We start from the raw sequence: 15607 nt of genomic DNA on the forward strand, positions 1-15607 counted from the left end.
ATTCATCCTTCCATGAGATATTCATTTCGTATTTTGAAGTTCTGCAACGTGGTCGTTCCCACATTAGTTAGCACAATAACGGGACTTGCCCGCTCATCACCAAGGGACTGTACGGATACCACTTGCGGTGACCGTGTGATATTCAATTCTGTGATCTTCTCGTTACTTTCGGGAAATGGATCATACATCTTGAGTGGAATATCGATCACCCGGTTCCCCGTTGAATCGTCCCAACTCATTGTGCCGCGGTACTGAGCAAAATAGTGTTTGCCAGGGCGGTCTGAAAACACCAGATCCAACACGCCGCGTCTGGTGTTAAATTGGCGCATAAGCAGGGAAACGGTTGTGTCATAATCTCCGGTAATAAAAAAGCCCAGGCCAACTGGCCGGGCTCCATACGTACTTCCGAAATCAATTTCTCCATCCCGCTCAGCGATCTGAACGGTATTCTCTGTTGCCTCAGGCAAACCGGGTATGTTCCGGTAAACCAGTATTGCGCCCGTTCTTGAAATCCACTCTTTCTCTCCATTCACAGACACGTCCATCTACTTTCCACCTCCCATCGTTGTTAAACGGCGTGCAGTCCGTTCACGCTGAGAATAAAGTATTTCTGCATCCGTCGAGTCTTGGACTTCAACCCGATCAATCGACATATCAATTTGATTGATGGTTTGCATCACAGTAGGCTCTGATTTACTTGCCATTGGCGCTGCCACTTGCCCACTGACCAACTTCCAAAGCGTCTTTTGTTGCTCCGGATTAAAGTACATCTCGCCAGCATGAGCAATGACCGGTACCGCCTCACCCGGACTTCCCTGTACGACTCCTCCATCTTTGAAAGCTTGCAGCTTACCAGTATCTTTTCCGATCCCATACAATTGCCGGAGTTCCTCATTCCGTGCTGATAGCCTGGCCATCTCTGCCGTATCCTTTCGAGCTTTGGCCTCTGACCAGGCATCCTTGTTCGAATTGTACTCCTGCAGGTCTCGTTCTTCCTTGCTTAATCCCTGGACAGGCGAAGAGCCTGGAGAGCTTGGAACGCTAGGATTGGACACCTGGGAGATCTGTGATAGTTTCGCATTATATGCTGAAACAAATTGGTCCAGATCGCTTAAGATTTGTTGATTGGCCGTCTCATTGGCGCCGATCCTGAAATCCTTGATTGCATTCTCGATAAATTGGACATCGTCTTTGTGATTTTCAAAGGCATCCTTTAACACATTGTAACGGGCCTCTGTATCCCGTCTCTCTTCGTCAAATGCCTTTTCTTTTTCATTCTTTTCATCCACGAGTTTCTGCTTCTCGTCCTCCAAGTCCCGTTTGCGAAGCTCACGGCTGCGCTCGAGCTGCATACGTTCGATTTCTGCAGTGATATCGGCCAACGCTTTTTTACCTTCAGGTGATACGGCAGTGCTCAGTTCTTCCCTGCGGGCCAACTTCTTGGCGAGCTGGGTCTCATAGTCCTCGTCGACGTTCAGCTCTTGCTCTTTGGCGATCAAGTCGTCAATGGCTTTGATTTTTTCGTTCTGAGCATCCACAAAAGCCTTCTTGCGTTTCTCAATGGAATCCAATTCAGACTTAAGAGATTCATCCAGCTTCTTTTTCTGAGCAGTGTAGAAATCGTCTGTCACTTTCTTCATATCCTGAATCAATGCTTTGCGGGCTTTGTAAACTTCCTCATCAGCACGTTTATACTCATCAGAGTCTTTATGGTATCTGTCGCGAACCCGAGTCCATGCCGCCAACTTCATCTCAGTGATCTCGTTCTCCATTTTGCCGGCCTCTTCCATCCTGCGTTCTTCCTTCGCGATCCATTCCTCTGATTCGGCAAACTGTGCTCGCAGCAGTTCCTTTCGGGCACGGTACAGCTCTTCATCAGCTTTCTTGTATTCTTCGCTGTCCTTGTGGTACCGATCCCGAACACGGGTCCAGGCATCAATTTTCATTTGTGCGATTTGCGAATCTTTTTTATAAGAGTCCTGCATGCGGCGTTCCTCTTTGTTGATCCATTCAGATGAGGCAGCATACTGCGCTTTATTTAGCTCTTCACGAGCTCGACTCAGTTCCTCATCAGCCGCTTTATAAAACTCGCTGTCCTTCTTATAACGATCGCGAACCTTCGTCCACATATCTACTTTCATTTGAGCGATCTGAGTTTCGCTTTTATACGACTCTTCCATCTTGCGCTCTTGACGGTCAATCCACGTCGAGGAAGCCTCATAATTGGACTTGGCACTATCCTCTTGCAGACGTTTCATTTGCAGGTTAAGTTCACGTTGATCCGCAATGGTTTCCTTGAGATGCTGCTTGTGATTCGCCTGAATCTTCTTCAACGCCTTTAACTGTTGCTCGGCGGTCTGGTCATAATAATCAGCGTTATAACGGGCCGTCGCCATTGCAGCGTCATAAGCAGCCTGACGTTGTTCCTTGGCAAGTTCAGCAGCAGACTTGCCCTTTTTCTCTTTCTTTTTCTTTTTCTTCTTTTTCTTATCATCATCTTCTTCCCCATCGCCGTAATCCGGCGGTTTATAAGTAAAAGCATCTAAGTTTCCGGTAGTCAGATTTTCCAGCATCCGGTCAGCATCCAGCTCTGCGGCCGCGAATGAGTTTTGTATTTCTCCCATCTGAGCAGCTGCCGCATTTGCTTGGGCTTCTATGCCGGCGGTAACGAAGCCTCCAATCATCCCTCCAACTCGTGCCAACGATCCCTTACCTTTGGTCATACCAAGGTCAAGCGCTTTACCAGAAATCGAACTCATCACTCTTGCAAGAGCCTGATAGTTTTTGATCTGGGCTTCTACAGCTTCCTTTTGAGCTTTAGTGGTTTCCTTGAGGTTGGTAATTTGAGCTTTAGCGGATTCGACCGAAGCAGTAATCAAGTTTTTTTCAACTGTGATCTGATCTTCAATATAACCTATGTTTTCAATCCGCAGCCTACCTTCCTCGTCCATGTGCGCTTGCAAACCGGGATACTGTTTTTTAAGCAAATTCGTAACTGCTACAAGCTCTTGCTTCTGAGATTCATCTAACTTTTGAGCAGAATCAAGCTCTTTGTATCGCTTCAGTGTTTTTTCCATTTCAAGTACTTGCTTGTTCTTAGCAGCAACATCTTGCAACTCCGCTTTGGCCATATCGATCAATGCAGGCGTCGACTTTTCAACCTCTTCCCTCATTTTTTTGAGAGCAGTACCAGCCTCTTCCGCATTACTGAAATCCATCTCTTTCAGCTGCTTGTTGAGTTTTTCAAACTCATCGACCGTTTTTTTGACTTCCAACGGGGCGAAGCCGGTACCATGCTCAATGTAGGATCCATGCTTGCTTCGCATCCCTTCCAGCGTTTCTTCAAGCTCCTTACGCCTCTCAAGGATCTCATTCAGTGCTTCAATATCGCCCTGAAGCTTTTTGACATCCTCGGCCGTCCGGTTAGCAGGTGACTCAGATAGTTTTTGATTGAGTTGCTCCTGATTTGCTGCAAACTTCATAACGGATTCGGATGCCGCATCTGCTGCAAGCTTGTACGCACCGACACCCGCTGCAGCCACTGACAAGATTGTCACCATCCAACCAATTGGCCCCATAGCAATGTTCATTGCTCGCAGTGCTGCCGTAACAGCTGCGATGCTAACGGTCAAAGTCCCTAAAACCGCAATCAATCCAAGCACGGCAATGCTTCCCGCGGCCAAGCCAGCAATTACTTCTTTATTTGCTTCAGCCCACTCAACAAAATCCTTGATCATGGGCGTGAGTGTCTGCATAATCTCTTCGAGAACAGGAAGGAAAGCTTCTCCTAATTCCACACGTGCCATTTCCATGGTCTGGTTAAATGTCGCTTGAGTTCCGGTATAGCCCGTCATGGCAGAATCAGCATTCCCTGCAAACATTGCGGACTCTGCCATGATGCCGTTATATGCAGCTTGGAGCTTCTGGGCTTCGGTCAACTTAGCTGCCTTTTTGCCAATGGACTTCGCGTAACGCTCCTGCATAACAGATAGATTGGTTGTAATACCCGCAGCATCTGTCAGATTAGAGTTACCTGCCTTGATTCCTCGCGCTACTTGTTGGATTGCTTCTTCCCAACTCAGATGTGCTTCCCTGTTATAGACAGCTGCATCTGCTGTTGCAATCATGATTTCTCTCGTCTGTTCCAAGGTTAGTCCGGCAGAGAGATAGGTTTTTACCGTATCATTCATAACCGTCTTGCTGAGCCCCCAACGATCCGAGAGTTCTTCTGCAAGACCAATCGTTTTTTCGGAGTCCATGTGCAGAGATTTAGAAACTTCGGAAAGCCCTTGATAAGAATCTGCAAGTTCTCGCGCTTCCTTTGCCAGAGTAGTAAAGGTTTGAATGAGCTGCCTCATCGCCATGCCAGATCCGAGAGCCGTTAACCCCGAAGCTAGACCATCAATTCCCTTTTTGGTGTTTTGGACCTCTGAATTGGCTTGTTTCAGTTCCTGCTCGAGCTTATCAATATGCTTGGCATCTAAACCAATCATCCGGAGCTGTTCTCGTACCTTCCGTAATTGTTCCTCGAGCAACTCCGGATTCGTATTCCGAATTGATTTATTGATCATATCGATCTGGCCTGAGCTCAAACCGATGTCTTTCAAGGCGTTGTCCAAGACTTCAAAACCGTTCCCAGCTCTCTGTGCTTGGTCTTCCAGCTCCCATATTTTCTGGGCCGTTTGATCAGACGATTGTGTGAGCTTTAAAAGTGCAGCCTCAGTATTCAGGATTTGCTCTTGCAGCTTGGACTTCCTAGCATCGTTGAAAGTATTATCATAGGATTCCTTCAGATCACTAAGCTTTTTACGTTGGAGTTCAATCTTCGCATTCACATTGTCGAGAACTGACGTGAGCTGGGCGATTTTATCTTTGGAAGCCCCGATCTTATCAAATGCTGTATCCATGCTTTTGATATCACTCGCCGTTTTCTTCCCTTGATCACCAAGCCCTGAGATTTCTTGTTTAACAGCTTTGATTTCCGCTTTAAAACCTTGCGCTTCAGCAGTCATCCGAGCACGCAATTCCCCGATCTCCACAGTCATGTCCTTACCCTCCTCCCTTCCGTGCTAATAGAGCTTGATACTGTTCCTCTGCCGATTTTGGCGGCTCCGCAGGTGGCTTTGGCAGCTTGCTAGTTATCCGTGTAATGATCGTTTCCCGTGCCTTCTTATCCATAAGGTGTGGGAACGACACAACATCTATCTCCATCAGCAACTGTTCAGCTCTTACCTGGTCATGCAGCATCAGCATCTGAGGGAGGTCTACAAAGTAGTACTCGTTTTCGATCTCATGTTGGGTCTTGCCCAGTACCGCACAACAACGTAAGACAAAGTCATCATAGGTAATTACATGCCGGCCCGATCCATCCGTTTGACGATCGACTGAATGAACTGCTGCGCTACCGGAGGAATCAGGCCGTTCAAGTTTTTTAAAGCTTCGTTCATATCGTTCTTCTCCCAAGTGAGTCGCAAAAACTCTGTGCATTCACTGAATGAAGCATGTTCGTCGAGATATTCAATCGGAATATCACTCAAGATTGAAGTCAGCTCGTAGATTTCATCTATAGAAACGTCCGCGGCCGCTACAATGAAGACCGCTCGATCATTTTCAGGAGTCAGTAAAAGTTTAACGAGATAATCGCCAATCGACCCGATATGGTCGGTCAGCTTCTTCAATCGACTTCGGGTTAGTTTGGGTACCGTGACCCGTTTATTTCCAAGTACCACATAATCCTTTTTACCAAGGTTAAACATCCTTGATCATTCCTCTCGTAGGAAATAAGAAAAAAGGAGAAGGCCCTATAGCCCTCTCCTTGCAGTAAAAAATATTATGCCTTTGCGGTGATATCTCCCCAGGTATAGATCAAACCCCGAGGAGTTGCTTTAAGATCCGGATACGCCGTTGCGTTAATCGTAAATTTCTGGTTGTCATCCAGTTGAAAGTTTGCATTGGCGTCGAACTTCACACCACAGGATTCGAGATAGATAAAGCGTGAAGGGTCTGTGATGCCTTGAGGTTGAATCATAGCCCTCTTGCGCGGCAACTCTCTGCCTGCCAAACCTGTCACCTGGTACTTCACCTTGTCCGGATCCGTTCCATCTGTAACCTTGGTTGCGTTGGCGTTAAACTTCACTACATTCTCAAAATCAGTATCAGGGGTATCAAATTCAACCTTACCTACTGTTCCCGTTGTAAATGACTTTACTGGGGCCGTTCCGGTCTGATCCGTCGTAGGTTCGAAATAGGTGGTTTCAGTGAAAAACCGGATGCCGCCTTGGGTCAGATCGAATACAACTGAATCTGGATTAGGATCACCATTTTCGTCTACGCCCCATGTAAAAATACCAGGACCTGCATAAATTTTATCTACATTACTCATGATTATTGTTCCTCCTTCGTATAAAACATGAAATTAACGGAATACATCGGCCTGTCCTTATCATCCAAACCTAAGTAAATCGGCTGCTGCATAGCCGTGCTTGAAAATACATGCGTGCTGCCAGCAATATAGTTGCAACGCCGATGTAAATGCTTGACTATCCGTTTGGCGAGGGCTTCCGTTGCGGCCATGTTCGCCGGCAACGCCTTGTACGATTTCCCCTTCACGATCACCTGAAATGTAGGCTTCTCCGTCGGCACGTACGCATGCGGCGCATACCCCCCTGTATCGAAAACAAACAGACATGGAAGCTTCACTTCCAGCAGATCGGCCGGGATGAAGTTGGGGTCCGGATAAACAGTGAGCCCAGCAGCTGTCAGGTATGCAATCAAATCACTTGCGAACATATTATTCTCCTTCCAGAACACTCTTCAGTTCCTGGAGAATGAGATCTTCATTCATCTTCAGGGCGTTCTCCAAAAACTTCTTCCCAGGCATGTACCCGCCGTGTGATGGCTTGCTCCGCGTTTTCTCTCCTGGCATCATCTGGACGATTGCACCGCTTTTGGTCTTTCGGAAGCCTTCGTGCTGAACTACAGCATATCCATCTACTTCTGGACTGGTCCCAATATCAATGTACATGCCAGCAATTGCTTTTTTGACCTCTCCCACCGTAAGAGCCGCTTCCAAATCGCCCTCATCGATCGGCGCAAGACGTTTAGCATCTGCTATGACTTTAAGGGCAAGACGGGTGAGTGTCTCTTCCAAACGCCGATCCAAGTCGTTCTCCAACCTCGTTAATCGGTCGACCATTGCGTCAATTCCCTCGAGGCTAAAGCTAAATAATTGATGATCAGCCATAGACGATCACTTTCTTCACATCGTCAGTACCTAGATGCTTGCGAACCTCATAATGAGCAACATCGCAACGGACCTCCAGATCAAGGGCGTTCTTATACATGAAATAATCATCGAAGCCGATAGGGATTGCCCCTTCGATGTGAATCTCATAGGCTACCTGGATTTCCTCGCCGCGGGCATTCTTTATCAGCTGCTGTTCCTCAACCACTTTAGCCGCTCGTTCCGTCTCTGTTGGTGGTAATGGGCGGCCCCAATCGTCCTTTTCGGAATGGAAATGACGAACGGTTGCCGGGTATCCAAAGAGACTCATACCAATGCACCGCCATACTGCCGCTGTGCCGCTTCTGCGGCTCCCTCCTCGGCCAACTCATCAGCAGTAAGACCAAGCAAAGAACGAACGTCAGGGGCCACGTCAGGACGTTCCCCGTCCTTGTAGCTGATCGTTTCGCCGTTATCCGATACCGTTTTAACGTTATGTTTCTGATACTTCAGTGCTGGATCGATACCTTGCAGCTCCCACACCGTTTGAAGCGCAACGATCGAAATGTCCATTGGGCTAATGTTGGGATACCAACGGGCCAGATTCCTCTCAGCCTGGACGACGGCCACGGCTTGTTTCTTATCCGGGGCTCGGTCCCAAGCTTCCGTATCCAGCATATTGGCACTGATCCAGGCACCAACCTCTTGTGGGTCCATACTAATCACCTACTTCTTCTCGGCTGCTTCAATTTCTTTGACGAGAGTCTCCGCACCCTTTTCATAAGAATCCTCGATGCCAAGCTCAAACGCTTTTTCCTGAAGTTCCTTGAGTTCAGCCTCTTTTTCGGCGATGCCTTCCTTCAGCTTGGCTTCACCAAGTCGACCGGCGTTTGGCACACCCAACACCTTCGCCCGCTCGCGGAGCTCCTGCAGCTCGGTGTCTGAATCATCCTGCAGCGCTTCGATTTCTTTCCCAACCCCTGCACTGATAATTGACTTACCAACGGAATCATCGACCTTGCGAATAATATCGTTTGGCTGCTTCCAGTCACCATCGTACTTCACGACACCTGTCAGTTTTAGATCCACTTACTTCACCCTTTCAGTTTTGGATAAAAAGAAAGGAGCCCTCATAAGAGCTCCTAAAGAACCTTCGCAGATACAACCGAATCCGCCCAAGCAAAAGCTGGGAAGTTCAGTGCGACTCCTGCTGTCCGGAGACGGATCGGGTTCTTTGTGACATCTCGGAATACATAGAGACCCATGTCGCCCGTTTGCTCGGCATCAATCTCAGCCATCATTTCTTCCGTTGTCTTAGCCCAAAGGTAGTTACCCAGCGGCCCCTCGGGCAAAAGTACAAAACGATCTTCTGGCAACATGCGCACTGTCGTAAAGGACAGTTTTCCGCCAGTCAGAGCCCGGTCTTCGGTACGGGCTTGGGTATCGTAGGCAATCAAAGCAGGGAACTCAAGTTCTTCGAACACCGCATTAAGCTGTGCTTTTGTTAGTTGCGGCGGCAGTGCGTTCCCGCTAGGGTTTCCATGATAATGCTGACGAATAGAAAGGTTACGACGAAGGAACGTAATGATCTTCTGACTGGTCATAGCACGCTGAAGACGGATGCCTCTCGCCCTCCACAAATCCACCCACAATTGGATGTCATCAAGTGGTGTAGAGTTCACAATATCGCTCCACAAATCGGTGCCAGTAAGGACCGGCAATTGATCAGCAGTGTAGCCGAAATCTACATTAACCTTAACGTTGCCTTCGGTATAAACCACCTTACCGCTCCAAATGCTTGTCATGGCGATCCACTCTCGACGAGCCCGGATGGCATCGACGGCATATTGTGCGTCATTCAATTGTCGGTTGCGCAACTGGTTACGCTCTTCATTCCGCAGGCCATAACTCTGAGACGCTTGAAGTGCCAAGCGGACCAGCTTCTCATCCATATAGCGACCGCGTTGAATTTTTGGAATCTCTACCCGGGAGCCTTTCAAACCTTCCCGGGAACCGTATTCTACCTCGGTACCAAGCTCGGCGATCTGTGCCATAACTGGGAGTCGTGGCGACTCTTCTTGAATGACATCGACCGTCAACTCCGCCGTTTCCCGTGGTGGGAACAACAAGGGGTGGAGATATTCATTGGATACTTCGAGGTTTCGGGAGTAGACGAGAAGGTCTTCCCCCGTCAATGCTTCATCCAATGTCAAATCAATGGTATCGTCACCTGCGAAGGTCTGCAGATCCAGTTTGTGACGCAATTTATATTGCTTTTTCATATATTGTTCAATCCTTTCCATGATTTGAATTAAGCAAAGACAATGTGCGGCATTTTCTGGCGCAACGTATCGTCTACAGTGACGGGGATCCGTTCGGTGATAAATTTACCGACTTCATACCCGCCGACAACATGGTCGCCATCTTTGACGTTGACTGTGTGCTTCAGGATGACTGTTGGATTTTGACTTCCATCTGAACCAGCTTCGTTGTAAGGTACAAACTTGCCCGATGCGGTGAGTTTCGCCATCGGCATGCCTTTCTTGATGATTTTGTCGCCTTTGGCATCCGCAGTAACGGCTGCCGAATCAATAGTGATACCGTTGGTCACTTCCCGGATCACCTCAAAGGATGCCAGGATTTCATACTCATCCTGGACAGTTACACGTTGTGTTGGTTGCAGTCTCATTGATACATTCCCTCCTTATTTCTTCGCCCACGGATCATTCACGGCTTGTCCGCCGATCGCCCCGCGGCTTTTTGCTAAATTGATGATTTCTTCTTGCCGTTTCTTCTTGTCGTTTGGAGTCCCACCACCGATGTCAGCACCGATCCGGCCGCCCCCCTGCTTCGATTTGAGCAGATGCGGCTTCTTCTTGGCTAAAGTTTCGAGCGCTTCCTTCACGCCTTCCAGTTCGCCCTTGTCGTTCTCTTTCACCTGGGACAGATCGGCAAGTGCGTGAGCGTCTTCCCAGTCGGCAAATTCGAGTTCGTTCGCTAACACCTTTACCTCGGCAGTAAGCAAACGCTTGAAAATCTTGTCGTTCTGCTCCTTCTCGCGTTCCTTGATTCGCTCATCAACCAGACTGTCAATGTCAGCAGGGTTAAGTTTCTCCTTGTCCTTGTCCTTGTCGCTGCCTTTGTCCTTCTTCAGGGCGGCCTGCATCGCTTCCACGGAATCGTAACCGAGTTCTTTGGCCAGAGATTTCTGAGCGGCCTTCTCAGCCCGAGATAGTCGGGACTGAACAGCCGCATCTAGCTCAGCTTGAGTAAACGTCTTTCCAGGATTACTACCGCCCTCTGCATTTGCAGCTGATCCCCCTTCACCACCGTTACCACCCTCGCCACCAGCTGCGCCACCTTCAGCGAAAAGTTGTAGGTCCAATGCCAACGGGAATCGTTTTGCGATATATTTGCTCATTCTTCATCCTCCTAATTTAAGTCCGGGTGGACTGCCTACCGCAGCTTTTATAACGTCATCACGGTGTTTTGGACAAAAGAAAAAGCCGCTCATTGTAAGCGACTGTTTAATCCTTGGTATTAGCATTCACCTTCCGATACAACGCCTGCAGTTCAGAATACTTCTTTGTACCTCGTACCTTCTGGCTGGCAAACTGCCGCAGATTCGGTGTATCATTCGGAAGCACAGCCTTGTACCGCATCCATTGTTTCCTGGTCTCATTCTTCCGAGCCTTGTCCCGCTGGATCTCATTGTACCTTCGGATGTTTGCCTCAGTCCGATTGTCTGTAAACGGCCGGTTTGAAATAGCGACCATACGTTCAACTTCGTCTGCAGACTGATATTCCTCGATCCAAGCACTCAGTGAATGAACGCAATGTGCATGGTATGGCGGCCGAATCTCAAGCTTCGGGAATCGTTGATCGGTTCCGCTAATGCTATACACCCGCCCCTGATACTTTGCACAATACTCACAGGTTATCCCCACGTAATTCACATAGACCAGATCTAGGCCGTTTTGAACGATCGTGTTCTCGGCTCCGGTAACGTGTGCCTTGCGAAGGTTGTACTGAACAACCCCGTTCATATACTTATCCGCCGGAATCCGGGAGCCGTTCTTGGCTACAATCCCGGTGATCCCTTGTTCCGTCATGTGGGCAACAGCTTCTTTCGTGGCTTGTCGCCGACTAACGCCCTCCGTAAGCATACGCTCCGTCGCTGTTCGAACGACTTCCTCTATCCGTCTTTTGGCATCTTGGGACATATTGTCGGTCGCCTCAAGGATTCGTAAAAAGGTGTCGTCCATGATCGCTTGAACAGCTTGCTGATGAATGATGGGTTCCAGTACAGTATTCACTTGATTGTCCGCCATCCCCTGAGCCATCATGCTGCTGGATGCTTCCAGGGAGCCAGCCTTATATGCCTCGGCCAACAATTCAGACATGCTTTGAGCAGATCCATCGGTTAGTTCGGCAAGGATCTCGTCAACCTGCTGCAGAAGTTTCTCTTTGCGCCGCCGACTGTAACTACCTTCCTCTAGCGATTGGATGAGTTCGATTAACCGCTCGCCTGCCAGAGTGTAAAGTGCAATTAGCTTTTCAGCGTCCGCCATCAGCTACCACCCAGATTCACCCGCGGGGGTTGCGTATAGGTTGGGTTCATTGAGTCAGCCGTTTGCTCATCCTGAATCTTCTGAATCTCGGCCAAGATCGCCTCCTCAGACCAGTCCGGATGCATACGACGCACCGTCGTCTCCAGCGATTGCACACCGCCTGCATACTTCTCGATTTCTTCCGTATCTTTCTCACTATCTGCTTTTGGTAGCAGCTCCCCCCACTCGACTACAGGGTCTTTGATTTTAAGATTCTTATCACCAATCGCATTCTCCAGCAGCATACACTTCCGGATAGCATCCTTGATTGCAGCGTCAAACTTGTCCTTGATCGCCTCAGCCTTAATCACCGATTGGATCCAGAGGTAAAGGAGGGCAACACCAGAATCGCCTTTGCCGTCTTCCAATCCGGCTGCCTGCGGCGAAGTTTTGCTGATGGCCAGCATGTACTTGATTAGGCGAGTTACGTGCTCGAAACTCTGCTGGGTCTTGGCGTCCCATGTAATATACATAGGAATAGCGCCGTTGTTCTCATTGTAGCTGACAACTTCGAGGTCGGCATTCCGGACGAAACGACCACCGTAATTTTTATAGTTGTCATTGGCGACTGTATCCCATAACCCTTTAGGTATCGCCATCTTCGGCTTTCCATGTTTATCAAAGACGATGCTGTCGCGTGTGATGGTCCAATTGATTTCTTCCTGCAAACCATCAATGTTCCGAAGCGCGGATCGGCCACGAGGACTCATGAGCGTTTCGTCATTGGTGACCATACCGCAAAGCAGCTCGTTTACGCCTGGAAGCTCAACATCCTCTGGGATATCAAGCTCGTTATCGACAGCATATTGAGCGATATCGATCTCATCACCGACATTGTCGCCTTCCATCTTAAAAACCAGTTGCTTGATGGTCAGACCGTCTGCCTCCAATCGCTGCCGTTCAACACGGAGGAATCGGTCTTTGCGGTTTTGTTCGCCCCACTCTTCTATCCAAACGATATCAGCCCCCTCACCGTCCTCATGTGGTAGATATTGATCTCCCAGCAGCCACTCGAACCATACCACCCCGGCCCCGCTCCGACGAGCCCTGTAAGCAACCCTGCCGTCAACCTGATGCTGGGTTATAGCCGACCAAACCTTCTCATTTGGCTTGCTTGCCGTTACGACTGAAGATACGAACTCCAACTCCGGGCCTTCCTCTGTATCAGCAGATATGTTCCCTAGAGCCCGGTTCAGGAGATCCGCTGGCACCTCAGCGACAAGGCTACTGAAGTTAGCTACGATGTATTGGCGGTCCGAACTGAACACTTTTTCGACTTGCTTCCATGATCGAATACCATTACGACGGCGAACGATCCGAGTTTCTTTTACGACCGCCGATGCACGAGGAAAGATCGCCGCATGTTCCCCCTCGTAAAGCAGGCGATAATATGTCATCATGCCGATTTCTTGGTCGTATGGGGGCGGTGGGAAAGTCTTCTTGCTATAAATGATTGTCAGGTTCATCACCTTCTTTCTACCAGCCTGCCGGCCGTTGATTAGTGTAATGGAGTGCCTTATCAGTTACGAATGACAGGACCACAGCATCCGCACGGTCCGGAGAATCAAGCCCACGTTTTTTCATGTCTTCCTTACGTTCAAGAGCAAGCTTCCCTTTGCTGGTCATCCTATATTTCCGCTGCGTCAGTTGAGTAATTAGCCGCTCATCATTCGGCAGCTCAACACTGATAGGTTCACCCTGCATATGCTTTGAAAAGCATTCTTGCAAAACATCCCGAACAATAGCCCAAGCCTCTGTTCCACGATTCTCGTAATGTTCGACTTCATCGTCAGTGGGTTTACTCCCATTGTTGACTGGGATTACCCGCCAGCCATACATCCCTTCCTCTGCGATTACCTCATTCAGCCTGTCTGTAACGCCGCCACCAACCCCGCTATCATCGACTTTGATCTCGACAAACTCCAATTGTGGAAAGGTGTTAAGCATGCCCCTCCCAATATTCAATACCTGACCTGCAGTCACCATAGTGTCCTGCTTGTTGTACCGTTTGAGATCAAATACTTTCATACCGATTCTCGGGGCAATAACCGTTTCATCGTCACCAAAGCGCGCGACGTCTACACCCAGATGGAGAGTGTCGCCGATCGGATCGATAACCGCTCCTGCAGCCAGCTCGACAAGCTCCAGGGGGATAAATGCATCTGCTTCTGCTTTTGGAAATTCTCCATACACGCGGACACGGACAACATCACTATCAGCACCGTACTTGTCAATCAGCATCTGAATGTTCTCTTTGCTGGCACGCTTACTGCTGCGGCTATCCACCTTGTGAGAACGGAAGCGACTACGGTCTCGATTGTGAGAATCATAAAAAACCCCACTCGTACGAGTCGGGTTTCCGCACATTAATAATTTGTTTTCTGCGCCGGACAGGGTACCGAGGATGGCTTCCATAATGGGATCGGACACACCTGATGCTTCATCCACAACGAAAAGCATGTAATCCTCGTGAAAACCCTGCATGTTCTCGGGTTTGTTGGCCGTCCTGGCGGTGGCAAACCACCGCTGTTCATGTCCGATCATGTAAACCTTGGTCTTGGTCCACTTTAGGAGATTCTTAACCATGGAGTTTTCCAGCCACTTGGATACCTCAGCCCAAAGAACATCATGCAGCTGCTGCTTGGTTGGCGCAGTGCATACTACTTTGGGATTTGGGCGGCAGCATAGAAACCAGATAACCAATGCAGCTTCAAGACCTGTTTTCCCGACACCCTGACCAGATCGGACACTGGTCCTTGGGTGGTGGGCAACATCCAGCATGACTTCACGCTGCCAATCGTCTGGATCAAAACCCATCATATCCTCTGCGAATGCGACCGGGTCATCCCAATATAGATCGAGCAAATCAGAGACGACATTATACGGTTTACTCATTGGCTAACACCTCTGCCCGCTTCGCTTTACGCCGCTCTGCAATCTCCTTCAAGGCATCTGTCCAACTTTGTGTTGCACCAGCAGCACCTTGTTGCTTGTTCAATTCGATCTGCAGGAGAGCAGTGCGGATCTGTTTCTCATCATCAATCAGGCGGTTCTTCAGTTCGACCGCTTTGAGTTTTTGAGCCTGGACCCGTGTCAGAGCATCTTCGATTTTAAGAATGTCGTCAATGGCCCGATACTCCGTCTCTTCAATTTGAGATTCAACCATATCAGTTCGGGTAACGGGTACCGACCTGGTGACACCTGACTTCTCATCATGGACGGTCATAACATCTTTGATCGCTTTGAGTTCATTAAGAACTCGCCGTTGCTTCTCGGTCAGGCCATTCATGAGCTTGCCGATGCGCTGAAGCATGCGACGTTCCCGGATGGTCAGAAGCTTGATAGCCTCATCGGCCTGCTGGACTGGGTCCGTATCAACCTGATCAATCAGTTCCTGCTCGTCTTCTTCAAGGGCATCGAGCCATATCGTTTCATACTCACCTGTGGTGACAGCCTTCTTATTTCCATGTGGCCCTCCGGGGCCGCCCTTATTGCCAACAGCTCGTTTATTGCCTTCGGGAGCTCCGCTACTATTGCCAACAGCGTTCTTATTCCCTCTGGGAGCACCACGTTTCTTTTGTTGTACAACATTCGAATCAGTTTGTTGTACAACATTCACATTCCATTTGTCCCTTTGCTTCCAGACTGCAATCTTCTTTTCATCCACGCCAAGTTGTTCAGCAATCTGACGATTCGTTATATTTCCTCCGTGCTTTTGCCATATCTCAAGGGCACGATCACGGTTAGGATCGCGTGCTCTAGCCATGCTACACCA

At 48.9% G+C, this 15607-nt stretch carries 17 protein-coding genes; all 17 read right to left on the reverse strand.

Going from position 1 to position 15607, the window contains the following annotated elements; genetic code table 11:
- Window positions 1–2: 2 nt before the first annotated feature.
- The 17 genes from ABEQ74_RS00195 to terS all read right to left on the reverse strand — a co-directional run bounded on the left by ABEQ74_RS00195 (window position 3) and on the right by terS (window position 15598).
- A complete protein-coding gene (locus ABEQ74_RS00195; protein ID WP_430118232.1) occupies window positions 3–545 on the reverse strand; it encodes a phage tail domain-containing protein in 543 nt (180 codons plus the stop codon).
- Window positions 546–5045 (reverse strand): hypothetical protein, encoded by a 4500-nt coding sequence (locus ABEQ74_RS00200; RefSeq protein WP_430118234.1) that lies wholly within the window; start codon window positions 5043–5045, stop codon window positions 546–548.
- A 4-nt stretch (window positions 5046–5049) separates the two neighbouring features.
- Window positions 5050–5196 carry a hypothetical protein gene (locus tag ABEQ74_RS00205; RefSeq protein ID WP_430118236.1) on the reverse strand — a complete coding sequence of 49 codons (147 nt, stop codon included), beginning with the start codon at window positions 5194–5196 and terminating at the stop codon, window positions 5050–5052.
- A 152-nt stretch (window positions 5197–5348) separates the two neighbouring features.
- Window positions 5349–5756 (reverse strand): hypothetical protein, encoded by a 408-nt coding sequence (locus tag ABEQ74_RS00210; RefSeq protein ID WP_430118238.1) that lies wholly within the window; start codon window positions 5754–5756, stop codon window positions 5349–5351.
- A 74-nt stretch (window positions 5757–5830) separates the two neighbouring features.
- Window positions 5831–6382 carry a hypothetical protein gene (locus ABEQ74_RS00215; protein WP_430118240.1) on the reverse strand — a complete coding sequence of 184 codons (552 nt, stop codon included), beginning with the start codon at window positions 6380–6382 and terminating at the stop codon, window positions 5831–5833.
- A 2-nt stretch (window positions 6383–6384) separates the two neighbouring features.
- Window positions 6385–6789, reverse strand: a complete 405-nt coding sequence (locus tag ABEQ74_RS00220) for a minor capsid protein (RefSeq protein ID WP_430118242.1) — start codon at window positions 6787–6789, stop codon at window positions 6385–6387.
- A gap of 1 nt (window position 6790) precedes the next feature.
- Entirely contained in the window at window positions 6791–7243 is a 453-nt protein-coding gene (locus tag ABEQ74_RS00225; protein ID WP_430118244.1) for an HK97 gp10 family phage protein, read from the reverse strand.
- Window positions 7236–7553, reverse strand: coding sequence for a hypothetical protein (locus ABEQ74_RS00230; protein ID WP_430118246.1), 318 nt, complete (start codon window positions 7551–7553; stop codon window positions 7236–7238). The genes ABEQ74_RS00225 and ABEQ74_RS00230 overlap by 8 nt, the downstream gene beginning before the upstream one ends.
- On the reverse strand, window positions 7550–7939 hold the full coding sequence (locus tag ABEQ74_RS00235; protein WP_430118248.1) for a hypothetical protein: 390 nt from the start codon (window positions 7937–7939) through the stop codon (window positions 7550–7552). The genes ABEQ74_RS00230 and ABEQ74_RS00235 overlap by 4 nt, the downstream gene beginning before the upstream one ends.
- Window positions 7940–7948: 9 nt before the next feature.
- Window positions 7949–8311 carry a hypothetical protein gene (locus ABEQ74_RS00240; RefSeq protein WP_430118250.1) on the reverse strand — a complete coding sequence of 121 codons (363 nt, stop codon included), beginning with the start codon at window positions 8309–8311 and terminating at the stop codon, window positions 7949–7951.
- Window positions 8312–8364: 53 nt separating this feature from the next.
- On the reverse strand, window positions 8365–9504 hold the full coding sequence (locus ABEQ74_RS00245; protein ID WP_430118252.1) for a major capsid protein: 1140 nt from the start codon (window positions 9502–9504) through the stop codon (window positions 8365–8367).
- A gap of 29 nt (window positions 9505–9533) precedes the next feature.
- Window positions 9534–9911, reverse strand: a complete 378-nt coding sequence (locus tag ABEQ74_RS00250) for a head decoration protein (RefSeq protein ID WP_430118254.1) — start codon at window positions 9909–9911, stop codon at window positions 9534–9536.
- Window positions 9912–9926: 15 nt separating this feature from the next.
- Complete coding sequence (locus tag ABEQ74_RS00255; RefSeq protein WP_430118256.1) at window positions 9927–10643, reverse strand: scaffolding protein; 717 nt, start codon at window positions 10641–10643, stop codon at window positions 9927–9929.
- Between the two features lie 106 nt (window positions 10644–10749).
- Entirely contained in the window at window positions 10750–11793 is a 1044-nt protein-coding gene (locus ABEQ74_RS00260; protein ID WP_430118258.1) for a phage minor capsid protein, read from the reverse strand.
- Complete coding sequence (locus ABEQ74_RS00265) at window positions 11793–13298, reverse strand: hypothetical protein (RefSeq protein ID WP_430118521.1); 1506 nt, start codon at window positions 13296–13298, stop codon at window positions 11793–11795. The genes ABEQ74_RS00260 and ABEQ74_RS00265 overlap by 1 nt, the downstream gene beginning before the upstream one ends.
- Window positions 13299–13308: 10 nt before the next feature.
- Window positions 13309–14727 carry a DEAD/DEAH box helicase family protein gene (locus ABEQ74_RS00270; RefSeq protein ID WP_430118260.1) on the reverse strand — a complete coding sequence of 473 codons (1419 nt, stop codon included), beginning with the start codon at window positions 14725–14727 and terminating at the stop codon, window positions 13309–13311.
- Window positions 14720–15598: a phage terminase small subunit gene (gene terS, locus ABEQ74_RS00275; RefSeq protein WP_430118262.1), complete on the reverse strand. Its 879-nt coding sequence runs from the start codon at window positions 15596–15598 to the stop codon at window positions 14720–14722. The genes ABEQ74_RS00270 and terS overlap by 8 nt, the downstream gene beginning before the upstream one ends.
- Window positions 15599–15607: the final 9 nt, after the last annotated feature.

This window comes from Paenibacillus solani (assembly GCF_050475945.1).
In the GTDB taxonomy this organism is placed as follows: Bacteria; Bacillota; Bacilli; order Paenibacillales; family Paenibacillaceae; genus Paenibacillus_AQ; species Paenibacillus_AQ solani_A.

Excerpts from the sequence above, each read along its gene's own strand:
- ABEQ74_RS00225 (WP_430118244.1), bottom strand. The coding sequence starts at position 7,243 with ATGGCTGATCATCAATTATTTAGCTTTAGCCTCGAGGGAATTGACGCA.
- ABEQ74_RS00230 (WP_430118246.1), bottom strand. The coding sequence starts at position 7,553 with ATGAGTCTCTTTGGATACCCGGCAACCGTTCGTCATTTCCATTCCGAA.
- ABEQ74_RS00245 (WP_430118252.1), bottom strand. The coding sequence starts at position 9,504 with ATGAAAAAGCAATATAAATTGCGTCACAAACTGGATCTGCAGACCTTC.
- ABEQ74_RS00265 (WP_430118521.1), bottom strand. The coding sequence starts at position 13,298 with ATGAACCTGACAATCATTTATAGCAAGAAGACTTTCCCACCGCCCCCA.
- ABEQ74_RS00215 (WP_430118240.1), bottom strand. The coding sequence starts at position 6,382 with ATGAGTAATGTAGATAAAATTTATGCAGGTCCTGGTATTTTTACATGG.
- ABEQ74_RS00255 (WP_430118256.1), bottom strand. The coding sequence starts at position 10,643 with ATGAGCAAATATATCGCAAAACGATTCCCGTTGGCATTGGACCTACAA.
- ABEQ74_RS00250 (WP_430118254.1), bottom strand. The coding sequence starts at position 9,911 with ATGAGACTGCAACCAACACAACGTGTAACTGTCCAGGATGAGTATGAA.
- ABEQ74_RS00235 (WP_430118248.1), bottom strand. The coding sequence starts at position 7,939 with ATGGACCCACAAGAGGTTGGTGCCTGGATCAGTGCCAATATGCTGGAT.
- ABEQ74_RS00270 (WP_430118260.1), bottom strand. The coding sequence starts at position 14,727 with ATGAGTAAACCGTATAATGTCGTCTCTGATTTGCTCGATCTATATTGG.
- ABEQ74_RS00260 (WP_430118258.1), bottom strand. The coding sequence starts at position 11,793 with ATGGCGGACGCTGAAAAGCTAATTGCACTTTACACTCTGGCAGGCGAG.
- ABEQ74_RS00210 (WP_430118238.1), bottom strand. The coding sequence starts at position 5,756 with ATGTTTAACCTTGGTAAAAAGGATTATGTGGTACTTGGAAATAAACGG.
- ABEQ74_RS00200 (WP_430118234.1), bottom strand. The coding sequence starts at position 5,045 with ATGACTGTGGAGATCGGGGAATTGCGTGCTCGGATGACTGCTGAAGCG.
- terS (WP_430118262.1), bottom strand. The coding sequence starts at position 15,598 with ATGGCTAGAGCACGCGATCCTAACCGTGATCGTGCCCTTGAGATATGG.
- ABEQ74_RS00220 (WP_430118242.1), bottom strand. The coding sequence starts at position 6,789 with ATGTTCGCAAGTGATTTGATTGCATACCTGACAGCTGCTGGGCTCACT.
- ABEQ74_RS00195 (WP_430118232.1), bottom strand. The coding sequence starts at position 545 with ATGGACGTGTCTGTGAATGGAGAGAAAGAGTGGATTTCAAGAACGGGC.